We start from the raw sequence: 26,104 nt of genomic DNA on the forward strand, positions 1-26,104 counted from the left end.
AAGACCGACGTACCGATTTACTTGCGTCTCTGCTTTTCCATCCCAACTCCAGACGGCATCGATTCCCTGCCGTTGGGCTCGTACTCAACAATGTATCCCGCCACGGCGCTCGCGGCCACCGTATATGGACTGGCTAGATACATCAGTCCTGGGCCGCTGCGGCCGGGGAAATTGCGGTTCTGCGCGCTGATCACCACTTGGTCCGGCCGCGTGGAAACTCCCGGCCCGGCATTGATGCACGCGCCACAACTCGGCTCAATCACAATGGCGCCCACGCGCTTGAAAATATCGAGATAGCCTTTGCGCACGCAATACTCGCGCGTCTCCTGCGAGCCAAACTGGATATAGAACTTGCAGCTCTCCGCCACGCGCTTGCCTTGTTGCAGCGCGTCAGAAAGTACCTGAGCATACATATCCATGTCGGCGTTCTTGCCCGCTGTGCACGTTCCGCCGTAGGCGATCTCCACTGGAACAGGCGTATTCAGGTCGCGAATAAACTTGCCGTTGCCCGGATCACCAGGCGTGGCGACCATCGGCGTAATGTCGTCGGCGTTCAGTTCAATCACATGCGCGTACTGCGCATCAGTATCGCTGAAGAGACCTTCGCAATACTTCTCCGCTTCCGCACGCGACATGCCGCGCCGTTCCATCAGGAACTCCACGGTCTTCTGGTCGGGCGCAACAATGCCGGTAAAGCCGCCAATTTCCGCCGCCATGTTCGTCATAGTAGCGCGTTCGTCCACGCTCAGCGCTTCAATGGCCTCGCCGGAATATTCCATAACCTTGGCCAGCGCCTTGCCGCTGCGTATGTACTCCATGCTCAGCAGCAGCAAAATGTAATCCTTCGCGGTCACGTTGGGCTTGCGCTTGCCGCGAACAATGACCTTCACCGACTCCGGAACTTTCACGCGAACGTCTTTCGTGATCCATGAATTAAAAACGTCCGTGGTACCGATGCCGAACGCAATGCAGCCCACCGCGCCCACATGCGGCGTGTGCGAGTCGGACCCGACGTTCAACTGGCCCGGCAGCGCATAAGTCTCCGCCACAATCGAATGGCAGATTCCCTCTGAACCCTTGCGGTCTTTCAACTCGCCGTGCAGCCGGATGCCCTGCTTGGCGGCAAAATCTTCCTGCTTGTATTTGAGCTGCCCTGCCAGATCAAGCAAACCCATCTTTTTCTTTTCTTCAGAAATTACTTCGTCCAGAAAAGTCAGATGGTCGCGGAAAAACAGGATCGTCGCCGGATCGTTGACCTTCGCATCCTTGCCCACAAAATGCTCAAAGAAAATCGCCGACATAGGCGTCACATACTCATGGCTGAAGCGCAGATCAGTGCGGGCAAAGCCTGAATCGCCCGGCTTCACAGATCCCACGCCCTGCTCATTTTCGGCATTCAGCATGTGCCGCGCAAAAATCTTTTCTGCAATCGTCATCGGCCGCTTCGCGGTCGTAATCGGCGGCAGGAAGACCTTCTTCTGCATGCGAGCCACGTTAAATGGGAACAGTCCGCCGTACTCAATGATCTGGCGCGTAATGTCGTCTTCGCCTTCAGTGAATCTGTTCAGAGGAATCACTTCTCCGGCGCGCACCTTATCAATCAAACTGAAATCCGTGGACGTAAGCACGCCCAGGTTCTGGCAATTCTGTTTGTAAATGCGCTCAATGTTTTCCGCGATCACCAGCTTGATTCCTGCGCACAGCTCCGCATACGGTGACTGTTCGCGGCTCGATCCCTTGCCGCGGCGCTTCCCACTCACGGCCGCCACAAAGCCGCCCTTCTTCACGTCGCCGCGCTTGATCGGGACTTCACTACCGCACTTCAGGCCGGTATAAGGCCATTCGCCCAGCTTCTCATCAAAAAAGAAGCAGATATGCGCAGGCGTAATCTCGTCCGTGGAGATGTCGTCGCGCAGCTTGGGATTGTTCTGCGGGTTCTTCGTGTCCCACGGCAGGTCTTCCCCGGCCAATTGGCGGCGAATCAGCTCAGGATCTTCGGTCAGAAACAGGATGCGTCCCTCAAATTTGCATGTATCAGGGCGCTTCTGGATGGTGCGGGTAAGTAAAGAAGGTTCCACGCTAAAATTCTAACAAGATTAGCGGCTCTTTGCAGGGCGCATTGCGGTTAGAATAGGCAACAATTCACCCCGGAAAGCTGAAGGACTCCAAATTGGCAAACTGTCGCCAGTGTGGCGCGGAATTACCGTCGTTTTCTTTTGGCGAGCCGTCGCCTTACTGCAAGACCTGCCGCTCCCACATCCCTGCTCAACCCGAGCCCTTGTCGGTTCAAGAGCCGGGCTTGCCGGCCCAACCGGTCGTTAGATCCAGACCACCGATAGCAACAATTGCGCTGCTCGCCATCAACATTGGCATTTTTGTCATTATGGTGGCTTCCGGAATCTCATGGATAACCCCGCAGACAGATCAGGTCCTGCGCTGGGGCGCCGATTACGGTCCCTATACTCTCTCTGGACAATATTGGCGGCTGATTACATCAATGTTTCTGCACTTTGGCATCATCCATATTTTTGGCAATATGTGGTGCTTGTGGTCGCTGGGACAGTTAACAGAAAAGTTGATTGACTCTGTCTCTTTATTAGGGCTGTACCTGGTAACGGGAATCGGCGCTGCCCTGTTAAGTTTGAGCTGGGACCCCATGCGCGTAAGCGCTGGCGCGTCCGGCGCAATATTCGGCATCGCCGGCGCGTTGATCAGCGTGCTGTACTTTGGCAGGCTTGGCCTACAGCCCGCGAGCGTGCGAAAGCTGCTCGGCTATGTTGTCCGGTTCGCTTTCCTGAATCTTATTTTTGGATTGCAAGGCCACATTGATAATATGGCGCATCTAGGCGGCCTCGTCACTGGATTGGTGGCGGGACTTTTCCTCGCCCGGACCTTTAACGCCGCTCCTGAAGAACAATCGGCCCGGCGAAGAGTCGTGTTGGCGATCAGCGCTGTCCTGGTCATATTGCTTTTTGTCCCGGTGATCCGGGCCAAGCAATACGCCGTGGAATTTGCCCAGGGCGAGGCTGCTCTTGACCATAACGATCTCAATGCCGCTATCTCCCATCTTCAAAAGTACGTTGCCGCCCGTCCCGATGATGCTATTGGCCACGCGCTACTGGGTTCCGCGTTTCAGCAAGCTGAACGCTTCAATGAGGCAGCAAAGGAATTCGAGCGCAGTCTGGAGATTGAACCGGATTACCCGTACGCTCAGGTGGGCCTTGCCAGGATTTATGCCTACCAGAAAAAGACTGACAAGGCGCTGGAGTTATTCGCAAAAGGAATGCCCCGCATCGAACCAGACGCCCCGACCCTTTACATGTACGCGGTCGCGCTTAAGGACGCCGGCAAGCTGCCTGAAGCGGAGAGCCAGGTCCGTCGCGCCATTCAACTCGATCCAAAGGACGTTGATGCGCACAAACTGCTGGCGGAAATCCTGACTATGGAAGGTAAGAAAGATGAGGCCGTTGCCGAAGAGAAACGCATTCAGGATCTCGGCGCAGATGCCGTGGTTCATCCTTTGAAGTGAGCCGTAATATCACGCCCAATACCTGATTTTGACTTCCTTGTTATCCTGTTAGCACCATGCCTAGCTGCCTGAAATGCGGTACCGCCCTGGCGGTAAATGAAGAAGGAGTCGCGCCCGTTCTGTGTGACCGTTGCGCCGGTGTGGCCACGGGCCGCGCACGTCGCTCCATGGCCATGGGCGGTCTGGGCACTTACCCCGCGACTACCCTGCTGATGGCCATCAGCATCATTGCTTACATTGCAGACTTCGTTCCCGGCGTCGATCTCAAGTCCTTGGGCGCAAATATTGGCCCGCTTACACTCAGTGGTGAATACTGGCGTCTATTTACTGCGGGTTTTCTGCATGCGAACATCTTCCACATCGGCTTCAACATGTGGTGCCTCTGGAGCCTGGGCCGGCTCTCAGAGCGTCTCTTTGGTAAATGGCAGACATTCGCAATCTATATGATCACCGGCGTTGGCGGCGCGCTTCTTAGTATCGCGTCCAATCACCAACGCTCTGAACTTGGGGCGTCCGGCGCCATCTTCGGTATTGTTGGCGCCGTAATGGCCGGAGTGAAATTTGACGATCTTACCATCTCCGCCGGTGAGAAGAAAGCCATTTTTAGCAGTGTTGTCTTTTTTGCCATTTTCAACTTCATGTTTGGCATGTACGGCAACACTGACAACATCTGCCACCTGGGCGGCTTTGTCACCGGATTGCTGGTGGGATTGCCGTTGAGCGCTTTTGCCCGGCACAACAAATTATTGCAAGTGGGAACTCTGGTCGTCACTTCCATGGTCGTTGCCGCCGGAGCAAGTGAGCTGGTCCAGCAGGAAGGACCGCCAGCCAAGAAAACCGCCGCCGCAATTGCATGGCACCAGAGAAATTACCCAAAAGCTGTACATTTGCTGGAACAGTACACAGTAGCAAGGCCTCAGGATGATGATGGGCTCGTCTTTCTGGGTACCGCTTATTGGAATAACAATGAACCGGAAAAGGCGATCGGGGCTTTCGAACAGGCTCTCCGCGTCAACCCAAACTCTGAAGATGCAAAACAGGATCTTGAAGAACTCCGCAGCCGCCTTGCTCCTGAGGAAAAGAAATAACCGGCCTGGGCATTACGGCCCGGCCATGCAAGAGTCTTGTCCTGATGGGATATCGCGAACTCCGGACTGCATCCCGGACCGCCATTAAACATTAAGTGCTTAGGGCGCGATATTTACGCAGCCTTTTCCCTTAGTCTTCCGGTTCGTCATCGTCTTCATTAGGTCCAAACTCATACCCTACGCCCCGTACCGTACGGATCAATTTTACTTTTTCGCCCTCGTCAATCTTTTTGCGCAGGTAATTTACGTAAACGTCAACCACATTGGTCATGGTGTCTGGTGAAAGCTTCCAGACATGCTCAATGATCATGTTGCGGGTTATATGCTGGCCAGGATTGCGCATAAAATATTCCAGCAGGCCAAATTCCTTGGGCGTCAATTCAATTACACGTTCCCCGCGCTGCACCGTCCTCTGCATGTAATCCAATTCCAGGTCGGCCACTTTAAGATATGCCTGTCCCGGATGGTTCTTGCGCCGCAGCACCGCGCGTATGCGTGCAGAAAGCTCTGAGAATGAGAACGGCTTCGTCAGGTAATCGTCGGCGCCGGCGTCCAGGCAAGCTACCCGTTCCGCCACCTCGTCCGTTGCCGTCAGAATCAGGATAGGAATGTCCCGGTTCTCGCTTCTGACTTTGTGAAGCACTTCACTGCCTGAAATGACAGGAAGGTTTAAATCAAGAATGAGAAAATCAAATTCTTCGTTTTGCATGCGCTGCAGCGCATCATCGCCTGCAGGGGCGACCTCGGTCACATGGTCTTCAGACTTAAATGCCTGGGCGATGACCGTCGCAAGCGGAGCATCATCTTCTGCGATCAGGATGCGCATCCGGAATTCTTCTCCAACGATCTAAGGGGGCGACGATGTGCCTCATCACAGTGAGGCCATTCTAAATCAGCTGGTAACAATTACAACTGTATACTCAATCAAAAACCATAAGAAATGTCTTATAGTAGGTTGCGCTGCCTCGCCCCATCCTTTCTGGGTGTGCTGCACCTTATATTTAGATGGACTAGCCCGCACTAGATAAGCAATAGAACTTCTCTTGGCGCCCTAAAGAACATGCTCCTCTTTGCGACTTAGGCCTTCTAAAGGGAAATCGCCGCCCAGTTAAAACAAATTTTCTCAACTGTTGAGGCTTACAGCGCGGGTATGGCGCGCGATCATCAAGTCTTCATCGGTTTGGACTACCCGCACGGCGCACTGGCTGTTTGGCGGGCTTATTACTTCCGCGTTTCTGGCATTGGCCTGCGTATCCAGCGCGACCCCTAGATATTCTAGGCCAAAACATATCTTAATCCGAATTTCTGCGGCCCGCTCGCCGATGCCGCCGGTAAACACCAGCGTGTCCAGTCCATTCAGCACAGCCGCATAAGCGCCGATGAACTTACGCACTTGATAGGCAAACATTTGCACAGCCATGCGAGCGGCGCTATCTGTCTGGCTTTCCTGCAAAAGGGTCTTCATGTCGCTGGTCTGCCCGGATACGCCAAGCAATCCAGCCTCTTGGTCCACTAGTGCTTCCAGCCGGTCAGCGGGGTAACCTTCTTTCAGCAGGTGTATAAGTACTCCGGGATCAAGGTCGCCGCTCCGCGTTCCCATCATGAATCCGCCGGAAGGGGTCATGCCCATGCTGGTATCCACGGGCAAGCCGTCTTTCAGCGCCACCATGCTGGCACCGTTTCCCAGATGCGCAATGATGGCGCGCCGTCCCAATTCCCGTCCTAGCTTGCCAACAACGTATTCATAAGAGAGGCCGTGAAAACCATAGCGCCTGATTCCCTGTTCCCAGAGCTTCTGCGGCAACGCAAACCGCTGCGCCACTTCCGGCATTCGGCTGTGAAACGCCGTATCAAAGCAAGCCACCTGCGGCAGATCGGGAAAATGCGCCGCCACCGCTTCGATCATCGCCACCTGGCTCGGTAGATGCAGCGGCGCAAAAGGAATTAGCTCCTTCAGCGCCTGCGTGAGCTGGGCATCAATCAGCTGTGGCGCGGTGAACTTTGGCCCGCCATGCACAATCCGATGCCCTGCCGCCGCCAGCTTCTCAACTCCTTGCTCGCGCAGCACGGCAAACATTCTCTTCATGGCTGCTGTGTGATCGGGAAATTTACCGCTCTCTTCTTGCAGCGTTTTGTCTCCGCTGCGCAGCCATACCTTGCCTCCGGGCTGCCCGATGGCTTCAACAGCGCCGGAAAAAACTCTCTCTTCCGCCGCATCGCCCAGGCGATACACCGCAAACTTCAGCGACGAAGAGCCGCCGTTCAGGCACAGAAAAGTCTGTTCCATGGATTAGCTTCCCAGCTTTGGCAATGATCTCAGCTCCAGCGCCAATTCTGCACTTCAGGCATGTCTTCGCCGTGCGACGCAACATATTTCTTGTGCTCTGCCAGCTTGCTTTGGAAAAACGCAACTGCCTCATCGGCTTTTAGGCCCGGGATTCGGTGAATGGTGTCAATGGCAAGCTGAAAGCGGTCCATGTTGTTCCGCACCACCATATCAAAAGGAGTCGTGGTAGTTCCCTCTTCTTTATAGCCGCGGACGTGCATGTTGTCGTGGTTTCGCCGGCGATAGCACAGCCGGTGAATCAGCCAGGGATAGCCGTGGTATGCAAAGATCACCGGCTTGTTCGTGGTAAACAGCGCGTCAAAAGCCTCGTCCGTCAGGCTATGCGGATGCTCGCCGGGTGCCTGCAACGTCATGAGATCAACTACGTTCACCACCCTGATCTTCAAGCTGGGCACATGCTTCCGCAGCAGTGAAACCGCAGCCAAAACTTCCAAAGTCGGGACGTCGCCCGCGCACGCCAGCACGGCGTCGGGCTCGTCGCCATCATCATTGCTCGCCCAATTCCACTTGCCGATTCCCGCCGTGCAGTGCTTGACCGCCGCGTCCATATCCAGCCACTGCAATTCCGGCTGCTTCCCGGCAACAATAATGTTCACGTAATTTCTGCTACGCAGGCAGTGGTCCGCCACAGAGAGCAGCGTGTTCGCGTCCGGCGGAAAGTACGCGCGCACAACTTCCGGCTTCTTGTTGACCGCATTGTCCAGAAATCCCGGGTCCTGATGGCTAAAGCCGTTATGGTCCTGCCGCCACACATGGGACGTAAGCAAATAGTTGAGTGACGCAATCGGCTTACGCCAGGGAATATGACGCACCGCTTCCAGCCACTTTGAGTGCTGGTTGTACATCGACGTCACAATATGGATGAACGCTTCATAGCACGAGAAAAATCCATGTCGTCCCGTGAGCAAATAACCTTCCAGCCACCCCTGGCACATGTGCTCGCTCAGCACTTCCATCACCCGCCCGTCACGGCCCACATGCACGTCATTGGGAAGAATTTCGGCCATAGAAACGCGGTCCGTGACTTCAAAAATTGCCGACAGCCGATTTGAATCCGTTTCATCCGGCCCCATCACGCGGAAATTCGCGCTTTCCAGATTCAGCTTCATCACGTCGCGCAGGAATTTTCCGAGTATCCGTGTCGACTCGTCAAATTCACTGCCCGGCTGCGTTACCTTCACTGCATATTGCCGGAAGTCAGGCATCTTCAGGTCTTTCAGCAGCAGGCCGCCATTCGCGTGCGGGTTCGCTCCCATACGCCGATTTCCGCTGGGCGCCAGCGCCGCCAGTTCCGGTATTAACTTCCCATTTTTATCGAATAGTTCTTCCGGCTTGTAGCTCTGCATCCATTGCTCAAGGATCCTGAGATGTCCCGGCTTGTCCAGGTCCGTCACCGGGACCTGATGCGAGCGAAACGTTCCTTCAATCTGTACGCCATCGACGGTCTTCGGCCCGGTCCACCCTTTGGGACTGCGCAAAATAATCATCGGCCACTGCGGGCGCGGCGCATCCGCATTCCTGCGTGCTTCACTCTGAATGTCTTTGATCTCGGCACTCACTTTATCCAGTGTTGACGCCATCAACTGATGCATCAGCGGCGGATCATCGCCTTCCACAAAATAGGGCTTGTAACCGTAGCCGACAAACAGATCAATCAATTCTTCTTTCGGTATGCGCGCCAGCACCGTTGGCCCGGCGATTTTGTATCCATTCAGGTGCAGCACCGGCAGCACTGCACCGTCGTGTGCTGGATTTAAAAACTTGTTCGAGTGCCAGCTTGTAGCCAGCGCGCCGGTCTCTGCTTCGCCATCGCCCACCACGCAGCACACCAGCAGGTCAGGATTATCAAACGCCGCTCCGTAAGCATGCAGCAATGAATATCCCAGCTCTCCACCTTCGTTGATTGATCCTGGCGTGTCCGGCGACGCATGGCTGGGAATCCCTCCGGGCCATGAGAATTGCTGGAACAACCTCTGCATGCCCGCCTCATCCTGCGTGATCTTCGGATACAGCTCCGTATACGAACCTTCCAGATAAGTATTGGCCACAATGCCTGGCCCGCCATGCCCCGGCCCAGTCACATAAATCGCGTTAAGGTCATTCTTCCGGATCACCCGATTCATGTGCGCATAAATAAAATTCAGCCCCGGCGTTGTTCCAAAATGCCCCAGCAGCCGAGGCTTGGTGTGCTGGAGCTTCAGGGGCTCGCGCAGCAGCGCATTATCGCGAAGATAGATCTGTCCAACCGATAGATAATTCGCCGCCCGCCAGTAACGATCAATCTTGCGCAACTCGTCCTGGCTCAGGGGACCGGCATTAGTAATTAAATCTTCGTGGGTAAGGGTCTTGGGCATTGCACAGCTCCATCCGTCATTACAAAGTATCTATAAATTGTAGTCTTTTGCCGCAGCACTGGTTTCACACCCCAGCCACAAACCTCCGTCTCTCTGTGTCCTCTGTGGTAAATGAGCCTTCGCAGCTTTCAGATCCGTTCAATCCGTGTTCATCCGTGGTAAAGGTTTTGATCTTTCTCCCCGCTCCGCGGTGAAAATCGGCTCGATCCGACTAAGGCGCGCTATGCCCACTACACTTCAGCACGCCCAGAAACGCGCTCCACGGCCCCACGGCTTCACGATACTGGTAGGCCATCACCCGCGAAAGCTGATGCAGATGCGTAAGATCGTGCACTGCCCATGTTGCCAGCAGTTCAGATAGCGTTACCGGTCCCAGCGCCGGATGTTTACCGCGCCGCGCCAGGTCAGATGATTGCAGGTCCAGCGCTTCCAGCGCGGCCAAGTTCTCGCTTCTCAACCGCGTGAAAGCATCCAGAAGCTGCTCCAGGGATTTGCCTTCGCTCTCTCTCATCTGCGCAAAGCGGTCAAATGGCTCGAATGGCCTTGCCTCTCCATGCTCCATGATCATCCTGACGCGCGGCATCCAGTCAGTGCGGTCCGCAACAATCAGGTGGCCCACAATATCAAAGGCGCTCCACGTATCTTGCCCTTCGTTGCTATGCGCCCAGATGTCGGGCAGTCCGCGCAAAAGCGCGTTCAGTGTTGCTGGAGTTCGTGTGAGAAGCGCAATCGCTTCCGCCATGCTGAATTTGTTTGAGGTCGGCATGTGCAAATAGATGCATGCCCCGCGCTTTCGACTCAATCAGCAGAGCGCGCGCACCCTCAGTCGCAACCATTACTCTTGTAACGTTTTTGAAAAAACCAAACAGTAGGATTTTCAGCAACGCTCGATATAGTGTTACTTCCGCTGGTTATTTCAACCGTGCAACCAGAGGGAATCCGCCCTTTGGTCGCCATTTCATCTGTTTACGATTCACAACAGGGACCAATCTGGCTTGTATTGGTCTGCAAGGAGCGAGTTTTGATGAAAGTAAGGAACGCTGGTTTGTTTGCTGCGGTTCTGTTGATAAGTTTGTCCGGGCTTGCCCAAATGCCTCCCAACCCAACTACGCTGAGTTCTGCGCTGCCCGCGGATGCCCCTCCCAAACCGAATTTATCCACCACAGGAAATTTTGCCGTTATCCAACGGAAGTTCGATATCTTTGCCTGGCAGGAATTTGTTGCGCTCAACTGGCCTCCGGGCAAGCCAGGTCAGCCCGGCCCAGGCACTATTGGCAAATCCGCAAGCGGTGACAACTCTACCGTATGGGAAAGCTACATGGCCGCTTCGCAAGTGTTTCAACCGGGCGCCGCCACTCCTGCGCCGTGGGGAACAACGCAGCCCATTCCTTCTTACTGTCCTGCCGCTCCCGCCGCGCTGCAAGGAAAAGTCGCCAAGGTGCTGCCCCTTATCGCCAAGGGTGACGTACAGGATGAATTTACTGAGGCGTTCACGCTCTCGCCCCTGATTGATGTCGCCGGGAAATATACTCGCTATGAAGTCCGGATCAACGAAGTTGAGTTCAATAAGATTCTGCAAGGCTCAGCCAATCCGCCGGCGCCCGCCAAGCCCTGGTACATACCCGCGAACCAGGTTGCTCCTATAAATTTCCCAGCCGGTGTTTACAACACAAATCAGATCGGATCAGTGGAAGTAAAAGCCGCGTGGCGTCAGATCGCGTCGAGCCAGGCGGGCCGATACCACACCGCATGGGCCTACATCACTTATGCGCCAGATCCAAAGACGCACTTGAATACCAAGTGTGCGGGACCGCTCCTGATGGGATTGGTCGGGCTGCACATTGCCCACAAGACGGCCAGCGGGCCGCAATGGCTTTGGGCAACTTTTGAGCACCTCGATAATGCTCCCTCATCGCCTCTCGCCGGCCATTACAGCTATTACAACAATCCCAAATGCACATTCTCACCGGCTTGCGCTAACCTGGAACCCAAAGCTCCGTCAGGCGGTTGGGATGGCGATCCCACAAAGACCAACACTCCTGTACAAGTCATCCGTGCCACGCCGATTCCGGCTGCAAAGAACAGTCCAACATCAGGCATCAATCCGGTTTTTCAAAAGCTGCTGCGGGCCGTGTATCCAAAATCCGTGTGGCAGTATTACCAACTGGTGGATACGCAATGGTCGCAGCATCCCGGCACCGTTGCCAACCCGCAACAGTGCTTTCACGATCCCAAAAACCCAGCCAATCCTTACAACTTCAAATGCAACGGACCCGGCATTGACGTAGGCCCATTGCCCGTACCTCCAACGCTCGCCAACACTACACTCGAAACCTATTTTCAGCAGACGCCGGGAAATAAGCAGGCCTTCATGGGAAGCTGCATGGGCTGCCACAGCAATGCACAAGTGGCCGCGACAGGTTCCACGCTGTTCAGTGATTTTAGTTTTCTGCTGGGCGATGCGCAGCCTCCTTCAACTTCAGCCAATCCGCCCAGAGTATTGCGGCGGGAGAGAAAAGCCGGAAAGCCGTAAGGCGTTTTTTCTATGCGGCGTGTCCGCAGTTATTGCGGCACGCCGTTTGGAAACAGCTTCTGTAGAAATTCTTTGTCAGAGGCCATGGGCTTGAAGCGATCAAAATCCACGTCTTCTTTCCATTGCTTGTCGAAATTTTTGGAATCAATTGCCCTGGCCTTGGCAAATTCATCCAGCGATGCCGTCTTGTCGCCGAGTACGTAGTCCAGAAACGCCAGCCGCATGTGGCTGCCAAAGCTGTTCGGCGCATAACGCAGCGCCTGTTGCGCCGCGGCGCGCGCCTTCTCAATGTTGCCTGCGTCCAGCGCTTTGAACGTCTGGTCGCCATAGTTGTACGCCAGATTCAAATCAAGCAGCCGCCGCAATTCCGTAAACGGATCAGGATTATCGTCAACATTGATATAAATGTAGCGATCATTATTAATGTTGCGTCCCTGGCCCTTGCTCACCACCAGCATGGACGCGGACTGCCGTCCACGAGCATCGCCCCCGGCGGCATCACCGGCCTTGAGCGCCGCAAAAAGTTTTTCTGCCAGCTCACCTTGTGAAGCGTCAAAAGCTTTGCCCATGGCTTCCGGCACCTGCGGCCCCACCAGGATATTTCCTTGTGCCGACCACGTCTTGCCTTGCCGATCGCCCGCCCACTTGGGCGCGTTCGGTCCGGTGTAAGCCGCCACATTTCCTTTCGCGTCGACGATCGCCACCTGGCGTCCGTCCTTGCCTGGAAACTTGTCATCGGCCAGAATTTTCTTCAGGACTTCCGGGGCCGTCAGTCCTTGACGCAATAAATCCAGCGCCTGCTGCCCGTAGCCGACGTTGACATTCGCCTGCGTGGCCACTGCGCCCACGTCCGCCATGGCCCATGGCACCACCGATCCCACAGAGAAATATCTTGAAGCCACGGCCACGCCCATCTCACCCGTTCGCGGATCAATGGCGACGATGGAAAATGTAGAGACCGGCGGCAGCGGCGATGCAACAGCAGCTCCGCTCACAGCAAAAACCATGATCAATAAAAGCAGCAAATAGTTCTTCATCAACCCACTCCAATAAGTCCTGAGAATTCGACAAACTCCTGCTTCTGCTCTGCTTGGCATTCGATCCTTTGCGTCCTTTGCGACCTTTGCGGTGAAATTCAAGTTTGCACCCCCAGCACATATGCAAGCACCACAATTGCCAGCACTCCAAAAGCTACAAGAGCATACTTGAAATCGCGCTCGTGCAGAAATTGCACGCAGGCCGCAATAATACGCAGCCCGGGAGTGGCCAGCAATACAAACAGTCCGGCAACGGCCACGCGGTTCCCCCACGGTACGACGAGTTGCAGCAGCAATCCCGCCACGACCAATACAAAGGCCGTGTACGCGCCAAACTTCAGCGTATGAGACAGCACCCGATCGACGGCAAAATCCTGCCGGCTCATTGGAACCCTCCTGTCAACAGCTTGTAAATCATCTGTGCCGCAAGCCATCCGGCAATCGTGACCAGCAGCATCAGGATATAAACCGGGCGTATCTTCGGGGAGATGCGCGCGCCCAGCAGCGATCCCGCAAACACTCCGGCCACCAGCGGCGCGGCAATATCCACGCGTATGTCTCCGCGTCCCCAGTAAATGTAAGCGCTGGTTCCGGCGGTAACACCGATCATAAAGTTGCTGGTGGCCGCCGCCACGCGCAACGGGACTTTCATGAACAGCAGCATCACCGGGACTTTGATCGGCCCGCCGCCGATTCCCAATAGCCCGGAAAATCCGCCCGCAATCAGTGAAGCCGCTAGCCCCACTGGATAATTCTGCGGCGTGTAATCCGGAATAACTTCTTGCCTCTTCGCGTGGCGTGAGTCCCAGGCTTTCTTGATCATGGAGCCGGCACTGTAAAGCAGAAAGCAGACGAACAGCAATGCCAGTGTGCGCCGGTTCACGTGGTGCGCCACCAGCGCGGCAATCAGGGCGCCCACCGTGGTCGCCAGTTCCAGCGTCATGCCCAGGCGGACGTCAGTGACATGCCGTTCAACGTAGAGAGAAGACGTTGCGGTGGAAGTGGCAATCACACAAAGCAGCGTCACGCCGATGGCCTGGTGCATCGGCAAGCCAAAATAAATGGCCAGCAGCGGCGTAACAATAATGCCGCCGCCCACTCCCGCCAGCGCGCCAAATCCGCCGGCGAAAAAACCTATTGCGACCAGCAGAAGCATTGCCTCCAGCGTCATTGCGCCTTGTTCCGCAGCATCAGTATGTCGTCACCTTCCGGTTCCTTCTCTTTTTCCGCCATCAGCACAGAGCGCACCGAACCCAGCACCGCGATAATTGCCACCACCATCACCCATGACACAGGTTCGCCATCCAGCAACCCCGCAATTAATGCCACCAGCGGAATAATCAGGCTGATGGATGAAAGCTGGTACGGTTGCAGCTTTTTCAATAACCAATAGTAAATAACAAACGCCGCCGCTGACCCAAAGATCGTAAGATACGCCAGCGCAAATATCGCGGTCCTGGTCCATACAGCATGCCGGTGCGCTTCAAGTGCCCACGTTCCCCAGAACAATCCAACTGATCCAAGGAACAATTGCAGTCCGGTTGAGACCACTGCGTCAACGTGGTGCAGACGCTGCTTCGCATAGACCACTGACCATGAACTCAGCAACATTGCGACGAGGACTGCAACGCCACCCATCAGCGCCTGGCGGGTCTTACTTAAATCCTGATAGAAGAGCACCAGCAATCCGCCAAAGGCGATCACCATGGCAAAGATCGCCCGGCGCGGGACCTTGTGATGCGTAATGATCGGCGTGAAGAGTGAAACAGCCAGCGGCATTGCGGAGTATAGGACAGCGCTCATTGAAGAGGTTACATGCTGTTCCGCCCAGAACAGCAACCCATAAGGCACAGCCATAATGGACACGCTCAAAACTATGAGGGCGTTCCACTGCGCTCCATCGGCGGGCCACGGGCGTCTCTCCGCCACGGCCATTGCCAGCAACAGCACGCCTGCGGCAAGAAAGCGCAGCGCAGCCGCCTCAAGCGGCGGAACATCGCGCACCACCCATCGGATCGCCAGCCACGTGCTTCCCCAGATCAGGCAAAGAGCAATGTAACCGGCTAACTGTGCGCGTGTGAAATTTGACTGCTGCGTGCGTTCTGTCATCAGAAGAATCAGTCTAACTGATCGTTAGACCTGTTTTGGAATCGCCAGGAACAAGGACGATACGCTTGCACTATCCCTCACGGGGTGGAGCAGGCCTTTTAGGCCTGCGGTATGCCGCTAGAAAAACTTGGGCTTTAGCCCCTGAGGCGAAAAACCACCCTGCAAGAATTCACCACGTTCTCCGCTTAACAAAATAAATCCGCCGCTTAACTTTATTCGTTTCTTCAAAACGCTTCGCTTTTTTGTTGCATCCACTTTCGCAGCGCGACTATAAAGAAAAGACAGGCCGCGCCCGTGTTATCAGCACGAACGCAGCCCTAACCACAAATCACCTTCCGTGAAAGGCAACCTATGGCTGCAATTGATGGTACCCAAAAGGCAGAGATATATGAAACTCTGTCATCTCTCAACATGGCCTTTGCTGGAATCCTCCAGCACCTTCAAACGCTCCAACAAACCGGGCTGTTCAAATCCAAAACAGCCAAACTTTTTCCGAGTTTCACTCAGGAGCTCCAGGCAGAGTTTAACCAGGAATTTCTTGAAGACCTGCACCAGCTTGAGCTTGACGATTGGGGCCGGTACGGAAAAGTAAGGCAACGATGGGAAAAGGAACTCCGCGATCCAGATGACGTGTTCATTCAAGCCGAAGAACGCAAAAAGCAACTTGCAAAACAGCGCAAGAAGCGCTGATTCACGTGGGCTTTGCACAAAAAGCAGTAGTGATTCAATTCAAACTGGGCCACTACCCAAAAAGCAAAATCTCACCACGGATGAACACAGATCGCGCGGATTTATAAACTTCAAAACAGTCCTGCTTGAAATTTTTTGATCCGTGTAAATCAGTGGTTATCCGTTTTATCCGTGGTGAGCGTTGCTTTTACTGCGAGCTTGGCGCGTGGCTCGGCATCTGCGTGGTGGCCACATTCCTGGGCGTTGAGAGATAGCCGGTTACAGTGTTCTTGTCCACGCTGTTCACCACCACTTCAAACAATGCGCGGTCGCGCCCGGTATAAAACTGCAGCGGCTCGTTGATGGTGCGGTCCTTTTTCTCAATCTTCTTATCTTCCGCCAGCACGTACAGCGTGAACTTGCTCTTCTTGGGATCAGTCTTCTTGAGCTGCAGGCTCACGATCGAGAGATGCGTTGGCGTCTTGTCCTTTTGCAGCGTGAACTCAAAATAATCGCGGTCGCCGCGATGCTTGAGCATCTCCAGTTCGTCATGCGAGGTGGCCATCAATTCGCTGTGCTTGTTCAAATCGCCGATGGCATGGTCCAGCTTTCCCTTCGTCACCGCCAGATCGTTTTTGGTATCGGTCACATCGGCGCTCACCTTTACCACTTCACCCTTGACCCCATTCACATCACTCGTCACCGCGCCAATCTGCTGCTTGGTGGTTTCCTCGTCGGCCTTCAGGCGCGTCGCGGTTTCAAGCTCCTTGGCCTGGAGTTCCTGGGCCTTCTTGCTCAATTCTTTGTGGTTCATTCCCGCGCGGTCCGCCAGCACGTTGAGTTGGGCCTTCATCTGGGCGTTGGATTCGGTCATCTTCTTCGCCAGTTCCGCCTGCGCCGCAGCCTGCTTTTTTTCCATATCGTTCATGCGGCCCTGCGCCATGACCATGAAGATCATCGTGCCGATCAGATATACCACTCCAGCTGCCATCAAAATATTGCGCACTACCGGGCTTCCGCCATCGTGCGGCACTTCAGACATATTTATCTCCAGTGAAAGGGTTTTGGGCTATGCCGATTGTTGAGCAGAACTGCTGCTCTGTCAATAAAAAGGGCGTTCCGAATGGCCACTGTACTCGGCAGGACTGGCGCAAATCCGTGTGAATGCAAGCCTTACAGCGCGAGCTCCTGAATTCTGCATCTAATAAAACTGATGTCAATCCGCGACCGATATCCCCAAATCATGCAGCACTCCAGGGCTCTGTACGCCAAGGCGCAGCCATTTGTTAATAAAGCTCGGCCTCTGCTCAATCGCCGTGTAATGTCTCTGGCCCTCGTGGTCATCGGCGTGGTTCTGCTTGGTTATGTCGCGGGACAATATTGGGGAATGTACCGCAGCCAGAAAAATCTTGAAGCTGAATGGCAACGCCAGGCGGCCACGGTGAGCGTTCCCGGAAAAGCGCCAGTTTCGCCCGACCAACTGCTCACGCGCCTGGAGATTCCCAAGATCCAGATGGACGCAATTGTGGTGGAAGGCGCTTCCCGGCGCGAACTTTCTGAAGGTCCCGGACATATGAAGCAGACCGCCCAGCCCGGCGAAACTGGAAACGCAGTGATCACCGGCCACCGCGATACTTTTTTCCGTCACATCTATGAGCTCAACAAGGGCGACCAGATTCAGGTCCGCCGCAGCGGCCGCGTTTTTACTTATCAAGTCACCGGAAAAAGAATCGTGATGCCGGAAGATATCAGCGTGATCAAGCCGACCAACGATCCGCAACTTACTCTCATCACATGTTATCCCACGTATTACATTGGCCCCGCGCCCAAGCGGCTGGTGGTGTTTTCCAAACTGGTCGATAGTAACGGCCAGCCCGCGAATCAAGCCGCACAGGCCCACTCCAACGTGCAGTAAGTCTCTCCTTATTACAATGTCAGTGTGAAGTCCTGGGACGTCATCATCGCCGGCGCCGGCATCATCGGCGTGTCACTGGCCCTGGAGTTGCGCCAGCGGAGCGCTAGTGTGCTGGTGCTCGACCGCGCAGATCCCGGATCGGAAGCGTCTTCCGCCGCCGCCGGCATGTTGGCTCCAGCCGACCCGGAAACCCCTGAAGCTTTGCGCCAGCTGGCGATGGAAAGCGCGCGGATATTCGCTGCATTCGTGCAAAGGGTTGAGTCCGCAGCGGGCATCCAGGTGGATTTCCGCCGCGTCGGGACCCTTGCCCTTATGTCCGAACCCACAGCGCCACGAGAATATCGCGGCCTCTCAGCCGCGGAGCTTCAGCTCCTTGAACCGTCCATCCACCGCTCTGAACATTCTGCGTACTTCGTGCGCGAAGATAGCGTCGATCCCAATTTACTCACGCGGGCCGCTCTTGCAGCCGCTCAGACGCACGGCGTTGAAGTTCGCGGGCATACGGCAGTCACAGAGATACGCGCGGGCGGAGACGCAGTGGAAATCCTGACTGGAACAGAAACTCTTTCCGCCGCCTCCGCCGTCGATTGCCGTGGCGCATGGTCAGGAGCGCCCGTGCGGCCACGCAAGGGACAGATGCTTTATGTCCTGCCGGAAGGCAAGTTGCTACAACATGTGTTACGCGCGCCGGAGGTATACGTTGTCCCCCGCAGCTCTGGCAAAATCCTCATCGGTGCAACCGTGGAGGATGTGGGCTTTGACAAGTCTGTAGATTCTTCCGCAATCCGACAGCTGCTAAATGCCGCAGCAAAATATCTGCCGGCTCTGGCTTCCGCTCCAATCATCCAAAGCTGGGCAGGCTTGCGCCCGGGCACGCCTGACGATCTGCCCATCATCGGGCCGACCGATATACCGCGCGTCTTTGCCGCCACGGGCCACTTTCGCAACGGCATCCTCCTGGCGCCGATCACCGCAAAAATCATGGCCGATCTGGTTCAAGGCCGGCCCTCTCCTCTGGATATCCGTGCCTTCTCGCCGCACCGCTTTCGGAGTACACAAAAGTAAAGGCCACGCTGCAAACACGCGTTCTAACCGCGCCTGATCTGTGCAAGAATAGCTTTGTGGACCTTGAGTATCTGCTTATACAGCTTCTGCTCAAACTGGGCGTAGCCACGGCTGTGGCCAGCGCGCTGGGACGCTCCCATGAGTTCAAGAAGCTGCTGTTTGCCCGCAGACGCTCCCGCGAACGCAACATCCTCTTTGTTCTCTTTACCTGCATTCCCTTTGCGCTTGGTGTCTATTTTCGCTTTCGCGTGAAAAACTTCCAGTGCGCCGATCTCGGCTTTGAAGCTGCGATTCTCGTCGGCGTTTTGGGCGGTCGCGTCGCCGGGACTCTGGGCGGGTCCATCATGGCAATCCCTGCGCTCTTTCACGGTGAATGGCTCACGCTGCCCGTAAATGCGGGTGCAGGAATGCTGGCCGGATCGTTGCGCCACTTCTGCCGCAATGAAGAAGAGATTTGGACGTTCTCTCCATTCATCGACCTAAGCGTGTACCGATGGGTAAAGCGCAACCTGAGCCGTCCGCGCATCGACTGGCAGACAGCATTTTTCCTGATGATCATCGCCCTTCAGGCTGCGCGCCTGGAGTTGCATTACGCCTTGCCCAAAGAGATTTGGGCTCTTTCCATTAATAGTCCAGTAGCTTTGCTGGCAGTCGTTGCCGCCACGGTGGCAACCATCGCCATTCCGATCAAGATCTGGAATTTAACGCGCATTGAGATGAAGCTGGAAGAGCAGGAGCGCCTGCTTCTTGAAGCACGCCTTGACGCGCTGCAAAGCCAGATCAATCCGCATTTTCTCTTCAACACGCTGAACTCGGTGTCGTCGCTGGTGCGCTTTGATCCCGACCGCGCGCGCGAACTGATCTTGAAGCTTTCTAAAATACTGCGCCGCCTGCTGGGCAAGCATGATGAATTTGTGCAGCTCCGCGATGAGATTGAATTTGTGGACGACTATCTTGATATTGAGGTCGTACGCTTTGGCCGCGACAAGCTTCGCGTCTATAAGCATCTTGATCCTGAAACGCTGGACATTGTGATCCCCGCAATCCTGTTGCAGCCGCTGGTGGAAAACTGCATTAAGCACGGCCTTGCTCCCAAGGTCGATGGCGGAAGCATCACCATCCGCAGCCGCATTCAGGACAACAAATTGATGATCCAGGTGGAAGATGACGGTGTGGGCATGAGCGCGCCGCCGGCGGTGGCCGCAGAACAAATGGGCTCAGGCCGCGGCATCGGCATGGTCAACGTCGCGGAACGATTGCATGTTTTGTTTGGCGATGAAGGCAAGCTCACCGTGCAAAGCCGCGACGGCCACGGAACCCTCGTGATGCTGGAAATGCCTGTGCTCGACACGGAACAGTCCGCTCCGGGCGCTGCCGCCGCAATCTATGCCGCGCGCTCCAACACGCGCTCGTAGAACCTTTCATATTCCGGAATGATCTTGGTGGAGCAGAACCTTGTCTGCGCTTCCCATCGCGCTATCTTTCCCATCTCGCGCAAGCGTTTTTCGTCAGAAAGAATATCAATCGCATAGCGTGACATCGTTTCCACATCGCCTACCTCGGCCAGATAGCCGCTGCGCTCATGGTCAACCACTTCCGCAACGCCCCCAACGGAGGTCGCTACAGCAGGAACTTCGCAGGCCATGCCTTCCAGCGCAGCCAGTCCAAAAGATTCCATCTCGCTGGGCACCAGCATCAGGTCGGCAATGGAGAGCTTTTCATAAACGCGGTCCACCTTGCCCAGAAACTCCACGCGATTGCGCAGGCCTTTCTGGTTTACCAGCCACTCCGCGCGTGAGCGCTCCGGTCCATCGCCCATCAGCAGCAGCCGCGAGGGAATTTTCTTGTGCACGCGATCAAAGATCTCAATCACGTCGCAAATCCGCTTGACTGGCCTGAAATTCGACACGTGCACCAGAATGCGCTCGTCTTTTCCCGCGAATTCAGCACGATTCTCAGCCGCCTTGGGATCGCGCGTATAGATGTCACAGTTCACAAAATTGTAGATCACTTCAATCGGATTCTTGATCTCGAATTCCTGCACCGTACGCTGCTTCAGGTAATGCGAGATGGCGGTCACGCCGTCGCTCTGCTCAATCGAATAACGCGTCACCGGAAGATAGGAACGGTCAGCGCCCACAATCGTGATATCGGTGCCGTGGAGGGTGGTCACAAACGGCAGCTTGCGCGCCTTGCCGTTGGTCTGGGCCGCCAGCATTTGTCGCGCGAGCAATGCACTGACAGAATGCGGAATCGCATAGTGCACGTGCAGAATATCGAGGTTATAGATTTCCGCCACTTCCGCCATCCGCGTGGCCAGCGCCAAGTCATACGGCGGATATTCAAACAGCGGATACTGCGACACCGTGACTTCATGAAAGAACACGCGGGGCTGCTTGGTATTCAGGCGGATGGGCTGCTGGTAAGCGATGAAATGCACTTCATGGCCACGCTGCGCCAGCTCAATGCCGAGTTCCGTGCCCACAACTCCGCTGCCGCCGTAGGTGGGATAACAAGTTATTCCTATCTTCATTTAGTTATATCGCCCATGAATTGATTCAGCTGAAGATAACAGGATTCACAAATGTTTCATCGAACGGACGAAACAAGGCTGAGACGATGGCTCGCACTGCCTATTAATAATGTCCCACGACACTTATTCAAGCTGTCCGGGCGTTTCACGCAGATTGGCTGCCAAGAAATCCCATGATCGCCTTCAACGAAGCTTCCGGCTGATCGGTGACAAAGATATGGCTGGCGTGCGGCAGCTTCACCAGTTGCGATCCATTGATCCGCGCGGAAATCAGATCGGCATTGCCAACCGGCACCAGTTGGTCCGTCTCACCGTGGATGACCAGAGTTGGCGCCACGATTTTGTGCAATCGGCTGTATGCTTCCCATTCGTAAATACCCTGCAACTGCGCCTTGTAAGCCTCTGGTTTGGGAAACCATTGGCGGCGGATCGCCAGGTCTTCTTCAATCCGCTCCAGCGGAGTGGAAGAATCATAAACATAAGGCCGCATGGCGCGGGCATGTTCCTCTGGCCCCAGACCGATGCCCATCAGAATCTCGTTAACGCGCTTCTCTGCCCGTACGGCGTTAGGGCCACCTGGCGCGGTGCATCCCAGAATCAGTGATCGAACGCGCGCGGGATACTGCAGTACGAACTCCTGCGCAATCATCCCGCCCATCGAAAGGCCAAAGACATGTGCACGCTCGACTCCTGCCGCGTCGAGTGCGGCCGCAGCGTCGGAAGCCATTAGCGCAATGGAGTATGGTCCCGGAGGCACGTCACTCTGGCCGGTACCGCGATTGTCGAGCGCGATCGTCCGATAGCGTTTCGTCAGCGTGGGCCGCGTGCGATGCCACAGGTAGGACGGATAGCCAAGCCCCATGATGAGCAAAATGGGATCGCCGCTTCCCTGTTCGTCCCAGTAAATCTTCGCGCCCTGGTTTTGAAGAAACGCCATTAAGTCTCCTGTTACATCAGATCAAACGTCAGTTCGCCCAGCTTCTCCAGACTGCATGCGATTTTATCTCCGGGCTTCAACCAGACCTGCTGGTCTTTTGGCTTGCCCTGGATCACGCCTTCCGGTGTTCCGGTAAAAATAATGTCGCCCGGGCGCAGCGTGATATAGCGAGAGATATAGCTGACCATCTGTCTGCTGTTAAAGATGAAGTCGCTGGTATTGGACGACTGCCGCGTTTCACCGTTGACCCGCGTTTCCAGCTTCAAGTTGTCAGGATTGATCTGGTCAGCCGTGACCATATACGGCCCGATAGGCGCAAACTGGTCAGGCGTCTTGCCGATCATCCATTGACCGCCGGTCTCAAGTTGCAGGTCGCGGGCCGTAAAGTCATTGCCGGTGCAGTATCCGGCTACGTAGGAAAGCGCGTCGGCTTCGCTAACGTTTTTCGCTTCCTTGCCGATCACCATCACCAGCTCACACTCGTAATCGAATTTTTTGGCGTACTCCACCGGCAGCTTGACCGTGCCCTTGTGATGATTCAGCGCGACGTTGAACTTATTGAACAGCACAGGCGCTTTCGGAATCGGCGACCCGATCTCCTGCGCATGCTTGCGGTAATTCAGCCCCACACAAACAATCTTTTCCGGATGCACCACCACCGGTCCATACTCAATGCCATCCTCTTTGACGAACGCCGAATGCGCCGAACTGGATTTCAGCGCAGCATCCACCAGCGCATTCAGGCTGGGACCATCTTCATGCTGGAGCAGATCATCAACGGTTGCAGGCGCATGCATCTTCAGCAGCTTCGCGGCTTCCGGTACGACCAGAATGCCCTTATCGGTCTTGACCGCCAGCTCATACGCGCCATTACGACGAAGGTTTAATACAGTGAGCTTCTGCGCCATACCGCGCCTGTGTCCTTCGTCTGCGCTCACGCCAGCATGCGCCATGGTAAAGCCTCCTGTGGCGGCCACGGCCGCAATTGCACCCGCTCCCTGCAACACTTTTCTGCGCTCCATAGTTCAACGCTCCCTTCGGGGTGAAAACAATAATACATGTCAGTTCGTCCCAGAGACCACCATGTGAGGAAAGTTCGTGAGCCATCAGGCTGACGCTATAATGGCAATCGATTGGTGATTGGTAAGGAGTTCCATTCCTCTTGAGGCATTCACGTTTTGTCCTTGCAGCAATGTTAGCTGTAACCTTGTGCGGTTTAGCTCAGTCAAAGCCTGATCCTGTAGAAATTCTGCAGCGTACCAGGGAGCGGTTGCTAATGGATCTTAAACGGATGCCCCGCTACACCTGTGTGCAGACTATTACGCGGACTTACTATGAGGGGAAACACCAGTTTGTTCGGCCATCCTGTTCCTCCCTGATTTCAGAGCACAATGCGCGTAAAAAGAAGTTACCAGTAGAAGGTTGGGACCGTTTGCGCCTGGAAGTTGCTCTGGTGGAGGGAAGCAGCGTCTATTCATGGGTCGGCGCGCCACGGTTTACCGATGATACGCTGGACAAGCTGGCTGGCTCCGGACCACTGGGCAGCGGAGACTTTGGCGTTTTTCTAAACGGGATCCTGAACCATGCGGTTCCGGTTTTCCAGGGAGAGCGCGTTGTCAATGGCAGTCTCCTGTTTGAGTACTCATATGAAATGCCCATTGGCCAAAGCAGCTACAGAGTGAAGGTTCCGGATGGCTGGGCGGTCATCGGTTATGGCGGCACACTTCTGTTGGATCCTCAAGCCAATGATCTGGTACAGCTGGTCGTGCGCACGGATGAGTTACCTTCAGTGAGCTCCGCCTGCCAGGCGACGAGTGAGGTCACTTACCAGCGTACCCCAATCCACCAACGCATGGTCTTGGTCCCGCAGGAAACGCGGCTTTTTACCATCAACGCTACCGGTGCTGAGTCAATGAGCCAGACCACCTACGCAAATTGCCGCGAATACGCCAGTACCATAAAGATGATTTTCGGTAATGAACCAACTGTTGCAGGTTCGGTCGCGACCACGCCGACGCCGGAGGCTCCCACGGCGCTTCCCGCAGGATTGCGTTTCAACGCCCACGTTACGACGCCCCTGGAAATTGAAACAGCAGCGGCCGGCGACCCGATCGAAGCAATACTCACAAGTCCCATGCGTGAGAAGAAACAGATAATCGCGCCGGCAGGCGCCCTTCTGCATGGCCGCTTGCGGACGGTTAAATCCTGGAATGGCCCCTTCGATTCCATCCAAATCGGCGTGCAATTTGAATCGATTGAAATTGGGGGAAGAAAGGTCCCGCTCAGCGCGATTTTGTACCCTGCCCGCGCTATATATTTGCCTGGATATTCCTATCGAACGAGATTTTTTGAACGTGACTATTCCTTCGTCGGCGGTACTTTCTTTTTCAATGAGACCCGCTTGCGTCCCAAGCAGCTCGATGCAGAATGGATTACCGTCGCACCCGACGAGCACAAAGACAAGAAATAACCCCTGAGTTCCCAGGGCAGGCCCGGCACACTCTGTTTTAGTCCGGCCAGCGGCACGTCACGACCTTGGTTTCCGTATAGAAATTCACGCCGTCTTTGCCCAGCGCATGCAGGTCGCCGAAGAATGAGCCTTTCCATCCTGAGAACGGAAAGAATGCCACGGGCGCAGGCACGCCCACGTTGATTCCCACCATTCCGGCAGTAACGTTCTGCGTGAAATGCCGCGCTGCGCCGCCGGAGCGGGTGAAGACCGATGCGGCATTGCCGTACTCAGACCGGCTCACAACATCGATCGCTTCTTTGAGGTCCTTCGCACGAATCACTGAAAGCACCGGACCAAAAATTTCTTCTTTGGCCAGGCGCGACTCGGGATTCACTTTGTCCAGAATGGTCGGTCCCACGAAATAGCCTTTGCCATTGGCGACGGGATCTTTGCGGCCATCGCGCGCCAGCACCGCGCCTTCTTTTTCTCCCAGCTCGATATAACTGAGAATGCGCTTCTTCGATTCGTCGGTGATCACCGGCCCCATTCCGGTCTTCAGGTCGCAGCCGTTGCCCACGGTCAGGTTGTCAGCGGCGCGAACCAGTTCTTTTACCAGTGGATCGCCGATTTCTCCTACGGCAACTACAACGCTCGTCGCAAGGCAGCGTTCGCCCGCGCAACCAAAGCCTGAGCCCATCACGGCCGCAACGGTTGATTTCATATCGGCATCCGGCAGTACGACGGAATGGTTTTTTGCTCCGCCCAGCGCCTGCACGCGCTTGCCGTTGTTGGCCGCGGTTTCATAAATGTATTTAGCCACCGCGCTGGAGCCGACGAATGACACAGCCCGCACGCGCGGATCAGTCAGCAACTGGTCAACCGTGCTCTTTGCGCCGTGCACCAGATTCAGCACGCCGGGCGGCATTCCGGCTTCCTGCGCCAGTTCAACCATGCGCGCGGCCGTGCGCGGAACTTTGTCAGAGGGCTTCAGGACAAAAGTGTTGCCGCAGGCAATGGCCAGCGGAAACATCCACAACGGAACCATGATGGGGAAGTTAAACGGCGTAATGCCTACGCACACGCCAATGGGATATCGAGTTGACCAGCTATCGACGGACGTGCCAACGCGATCCACCGTATCGCCCATCATGAGAGTTGGCGCGCCGCAGGCAAACTCAATGCATTCAATGCCGCGATCAAACGATCCCTGCGCTTCTTCACGCGTCTTGCCATTTTCTTCCGTGATCAATCCGACCAGTTCCTGCGCATTCGCCTCCAGCAGCTCGCGAAGCTTAAACAGCACCTTGCAGCGCTGCACCACCGGCGTTTTGCTCCATGCGGGAAACGCCTTGTGCGCCGCGTCAATGGCGTCGGAGATTTCTTCCGGGGTACAGCGCGGAATCTCAGCCACCGCTTCTCCCGTTGCGGGATTGTGCTGGATGTCCTTTGGGCCGGTAGAAATCACGGCCTTTCCATTGATGTAGAGCGGACAGGATTTCAGTTCGGTGGCGGTTGCGCTGGGCGTCATTAGAAACC

Annotated in this window: 22 protein-coding genes; 8 read left to right on the forward strand and 14 right to left on the reverse strand. The window is 55.5% G+C overall.

Annotated elements, in window-relative coordinates:
• Nucleotides 1-17: 17 nt before the first annotated feature.
• Nucleotides 18-2,051: a 3-isopropylmalate dehydratase gene (locus tag LAO76_23395; protein ID MBZ5493876.1), complete on the reverse strand. Its 2,034-nt coding sequence runs from the start codon at nucleotides 2,049-2,051 to the stop codon at nucleotides 18-20.
• A gap of 248 nt (nucleotides 2,052-2,299) precedes the next feature.
• On the opposite strand from LAO76_23395, the gene LAO76_23400 reads away from it, so the two are divergent.
• The gene (locus tag LAO76_23400) at nucleotides 2,300-3,529 is read left to right on the forward strand and encodes a rhomboid family intramembrane serine protease (GenBank protein MBZ5493877.1); all 1,230 of its coding nucleotides are present in this window, start codon (nucleotides 2,300-2,302) and stop codon (nucleotides 3,527-3,529) included.
• A 56-nt stretch (nucleotides 3,530-3,585) separates the two neighbouring features.
• Nucleotides 3,586-4,617 carry a rhomboid family intramembrane serine protease gene (locus LAO76_23405; protein MBZ5493878.1) on the forward strand — a complete coding sequence of 344 codons (1,032 nt, stop codon included), beginning with the start codon at nucleotides 3,586-3,588 and terminating at the stop codon, nucleotides 4,615-4,617.
• Between the two features lie 130 nt (nucleotides 4,618-4,747).
• On the opposite strand, the gene LAO76_23410 is transcribed toward LAO76_23405, so the two are convergent.
• The 4 genes from LAO76_23410 to LAO76_23425 all read right to left on the reverse strand — a co-directional run bounded on the left by LAO76_23410 (nucleotide 4,748) and on the right by LAO76_23425 (nucleotide 10,084).
• The gene (locus tag LAO76_23410) at nucleotides 4,748-5,443 is read right to left on the reverse strand and encodes a response regulator transcription factor (GenBank protein ID MBZ5493879.1); all 696 of its coding nucleotides are present in this window, start codon (nucleotides 5,441-5,443) and stop codon (nucleotides 4,748-4,750) included.
• A 297-nt stretch (nucleotides 5,444-5,740) separates the two neighbouring features.
• Entirely contained in the window at nucleotides 5,741-6,904 is a 1,164-nt protein-coding gene (locus LAO76_23415) for an acetate/propionate family kinase (protein ID MBZ5493880.1), read from the reverse strand.
• Nucleotides 6,905-6,933: 29 nt separating this feature from the next.
• Entirely contained in the window at nucleotides 6,934-9,318 is a 2,385-nt protein-coding gene (locus tag LAO76_23420; protein ID MBZ5493881.1) for a phosphoketolase family protein, read from the reverse strand.
• Between the two features lie 211 nt (nucleotides 9,319-9,529).
• Complete coding sequence (locus tag LAO76_23425; protein MBZ5493882.1) at nucleotides 9,530-10,084, reverse strand: DinB family protein; 555 nt, start codon at nucleotides 10,082-10,084, stop codon at nucleotides 9,530-9,532.
• Nucleotides 10,085-10,342: 258 nt separating this feature from the next.
• Between LAO76_23425 and LAO76_23430 the strand changes: the two genes are divergently transcribed.
• Entirely contained in the window at nucleotides 10,343-11,851 is a 1,509-nt protein-coding gene (locus tag LAO76_23430) for a hypothetical protein (protein MBZ5493883.1), read from the forward strand.
• A gap of 29 nt (nucleotides 11,852-11,880) precedes the next feature.
• On the opposite strand, the gene LAO76_23435 is transcribed toward LAO76_23430, so the two are convergent.
• From LAO76_23435 to LAO76_23450, 4 genes are all read right to left on the reverse strand, one after another.
• Complete coding sequence (locus LAO76_23435) at nucleotides 11,881-12,876, reverse strand: DUF1028 domain-containing protein (protein MBZ5493884.1); 996 nt, start codon at nucleotides 12,874-12,876, stop codon at nucleotides 11,881-11,883.
• 110 nt (nucleotides 12,877-12,986) lie between these two features.
• On the reverse strand, nucleotides 12,987-13,274 hold the full coding sequence (locus tag LAO76_23440) for a DUF1634 domain-containing protein (protein ID MBZ5493885.1): 288 nt from the start codon (nucleotides 13,272-13,274) through the stop codon (nucleotides 12,987-12,989).
• Nucleotides 13,271-14,059 (reverse strand): sulfite exporter TauE/SafE family protein, encoded by a 789-nt coding sequence (locus LAO76_23445; protein MBZ5493886.1) that lies wholly within the window; start codon nucleotides 14,057-14,059, stop codon nucleotides 13,271-13,273. The genes LAO76_23440 and LAO76_23445 overlap by 4 nt, the downstream gene beginning before the upstream one ends.
• The gene (locus LAO76_23450; protein ID MBZ5493887.1) at nucleotides 14,056-14,997 is read right to left on the reverse strand and encodes an EamA family transporter; all 942 of its coding nucleotides are present in this window, start codon (nucleotides 14,995-14,997) and stop codon (nucleotides 14,056-14,058) included. The genes LAO76_23445 and LAO76_23450 overlap by 4 nt, the downstream gene beginning before the upstream one ends.
• 351 nt (nucleotides 14,998-15,348) lie before the next feature.
• Between LAO76_23450 and LAO76_23455 the strand changes: the two genes are divergently transcribed.
• On the forward strand, nucleotides 15,349-15,687 hold the full coding sequence (locus LAO76_23455) for a hypothetical protein (GenBank protein ID MBZ5493888.1): 339 nt from the start codon (nucleotides 15,349-15,351) through the stop codon (nucleotides 15,685-15,687).
• Between the two features lie 187 nt (nucleotides 15,688-15,874).
• Here the strand turns inward: LAO76_23455 and LAO76_23460 are convergent, their stop codons facing one another.
• Nucleotides 15,875-16,708: a hypothetical protein gene (locus LAO76_23460; protein MBZ5493889.1), complete on the reverse strand. Its 834-nt coding sequence runs from the start codon at nucleotides 16,706-16,708 to the stop codon at nucleotides 15,875-15,877.
• A 171-nt stretch (nucleotides 16,709-16,879) separates the two neighbouring features.
• On the opposite strand from LAO76_23460, the gene LAO76_23465 reads away from it, so the two are divergent.
• The 3 genes from LAO76_23465 to LAO76_23475 are packed head-to-tail and all read left to right on the forward strand — an operon-like array spanning nucleotide 16,880 to nucleotide 20,061.
• A complete protein-coding gene (locus tag LAO76_23465; protein ID MBZ5493890.1) occupies nucleotides 16,880-17,581 on the forward strand; it encodes a class D sortase in 702 nt (233 codons plus the stop codon).
• A gap of 24 nt (nucleotides 17,582-17,605) precedes the next feature.
• Nucleotides 17,606-18,646, forward strand: coding sequence for a glycine oxidase ThiO (thiO, locus tag LAO76_23470; protein ID MBZ5493891.1), 1,041 nt, complete (start codon nucleotides 17,606-17,608; stop codon nucleotides 18,644-18,646).
• A gap of 56 nt (nucleotides 18,647-18,702) precedes the next feature.
• Nucleotides 18,703-20,061 (forward strand): histidine kinase, encoded by a 1,359-nt coding sequence (locus LAO76_23475; GenBank protein MBZ5493892.1) that lies wholly within the window; start codon nucleotides 18,703-18,705, stop codon nucleotides 20,059-20,061.
• Here LAO76_23475 and bshA read toward each other — a convergent pair.
• The 3 genes from bshA to LAO76_23490 form a co-directional block, all read right to left on the reverse strand.
• On the reverse strand, nucleotides 20,031-21,179 hold the full coding sequence (bshA, locus tag LAO76_23480; protein MBZ5493893.1) for an N-acetyl-alpha-D-glucosaminyl L-malate synthase BshA: 1,149 nt from the start codon (nucleotides 21,177-21,179) through the stop codon (nucleotides 20,031-20,033). The two genes, LAO76_23475 and bshA, sit on opposite strands and share 31 nt — an antisense overlap.
• A 145-nt stretch (nucleotides 21,180-21,324) precedes the next feature.
• Nucleotides 21,325-22,116 (reverse strand): alpha/beta hydrolase, encoded by a 792-nt coding sequence (locus LAO76_23485; protein MBZ5493894.1) that lies wholly within the window; start codon nucleotides 22,114-22,116, stop codon nucleotides 21,325-21,327.
• An 11-nt stretch (nucleotides 22,117-22,127) separates the two neighbouring features.
• Nucleotides 22,128-23,138 (reverse strand): fumarylacetoacetate hydrolase family protein, encoded by a 1,011-nt coding sequence (locus tag LAO76_23490; protein ID MBZ5493895.1) that lies wholly within the window; start codon nucleotides 23,136-23,138, stop codon nucleotides 22,128-22,130.
• 254 nt (nucleotides 23,139-23,392) lie between these two features.
• On the opposite strand from LAO76_23490, the gene LAO76_23495 reads away from it, so the two are divergent.
• Complete coding sequence (locus tag LAO76_23495; protein MBZ5493896.1) at nucleotides 23,393-24,586, forward strand: hypothetical protein; 1,194 nt, start codon at nucleotides 23,393-23,395, stop codon at nucleotides 24,584-24,586.
• A gap of 37 nt (nucleotides 24,587-24,623) precedes the next feature.
• Here the strand turns inward: LAO76_23495 and LAO76_23500 are convergent, their stop codons facing one another.
• Nucleotides 24,624-26,096: a CoA-acylating methylmalonate-semialdehyde dehydrogenase gene (locus LAO76_23500; protein MBZ5493897.1), complete on the reverse strand. Its 1,473-nt coding sequence runs from the start codon at nucleotides 26,094-26,096 to the stop codon at nucleotides 24,624-24,626.
• Nucleotides 26,097-26,104 lie beyond the last annotated feature (8 nt).

The sequence above is a fragment of the Terriglobia bacterium genome, assembly GCA_020072645.1.
GTDB lineage: Bacteria > Acidobacteriota > Terriglobia > Terriglobales > Acidobacteriaceae > Angelobacter.

Coding starts and splice junctions, on each gene's coding strand:
- LAO76_23405 (MBZ5493878.1), top strand. CDS start 3,586: ATGCCTAGCTGCCTGAAATGCGGTACCGCCCTGGCGGTAAATGAAGAA.
- LAO76_23410 (MBZ5493879.1), bottom strand. CDS start 5,443: ATGCGCATCCTGATCGCAGAAGATGATGCTCCGCTTGCGACGGTCATC.
- LAO76_23415 (MBZ5493880.1), bottom strand. CDS start 6,904: ATGGAACAGACTTTTCTGTGCCTGAACGGCGGCTCTTCGTCGCTGAAG.
- LAO76_23420 (MBZ5493881.1), bottom strand. CDS start 9,318: ATGCCCAAGACCCTTACCCACGAAGATTTAATTACTAATGCCGGTCCC.
- LAO76_23425 (MBZ5493882.1), bottom strand. CDS start 10,084: ATGCCGACCTCAAACAAATTCAGCATGGCGGAAGCGATTGCGCTTCTC.
- LAO76_23430 (MBZ5493883.1), top strand. CDS start 10,343: ATGAAAGTAAGGAACGCTGGTTTGTTTGCTGCGGTTCTGTTGATAAGT.
- LAO76_23440 (MBZ5493885.1), bottom strand. CDS start 13,274: ATGAGCCGGCAGGATTTTGCCGTCGATCGGGTGCTGTCTCATACGCTG.
- LAO76_23445 (MBZ5493886.1), bottom strand. CDS start 14,059: ATGACGCTGGAGGCAATGCTTCTGCTGGTCGCAATAGGTTTTTTCGCC.
- LAO76_23450 (MBZ5493887.1), bottom strand. CDS start 14,997: ATGACAGAACGCACGCAGCAGTCAAATTTCACACGCGCACAGTTAGCC.
- LAO76_23455 (MBZ5493888.1), top strand. CDS start 15,349: ATGGCTGCAATTGATGGTACCCAAAAGGCAGAGATATATGAAACTCTG.
- LAO76_23460 (MBZ5493889.1), bottom strand. CDS start 16,708: ATGTCTGAAGTGCCGCACGATGGCGGAAGCCCGGTAGTGCGCAATATT.
- LAO76_23465 (MBZ5493890.1), top strand. CDS start 16,880: ATGTCAATCCGCGACCGATATCCCCAAATCATGCAGCACTCCAGGGCT.
- bshA (MBZ5493893.1), bottom strand. CDS start 21,179: ATGAAGATAGGAATAACTTGTTATCCCACCTACGGCGGCAGCGGAGTT.
- LAO76_23485 (MBZ5493894.1), bottom strand. CDS start 22,116: ATGGCGTTTCTTCAAAACCAGGGCGCGAAGATTTACTGGGACGAACAG.
- LAO76_23490 (MBZ5493895.1), bottom strand. CDS start 23,138: ATGGAGCGCAGAAAAGTGTTGCAGGGAGCGGGTGCAATTGCGGCCGTG.
- LAO76_23495 (MBZ5493896.1), top strand. CDS start 23,393: ATGGATCTTAAACGGATGCCCCGCTACACCTGTGTGCAGACTATTACG.
- LAO76_23500 (MBZ5493897.1), bottom strand. CDS start 26,096: ATGACGCCCAGCGCAACCGCCACCGAACTGAAATCCTGTCCGCTCTAC.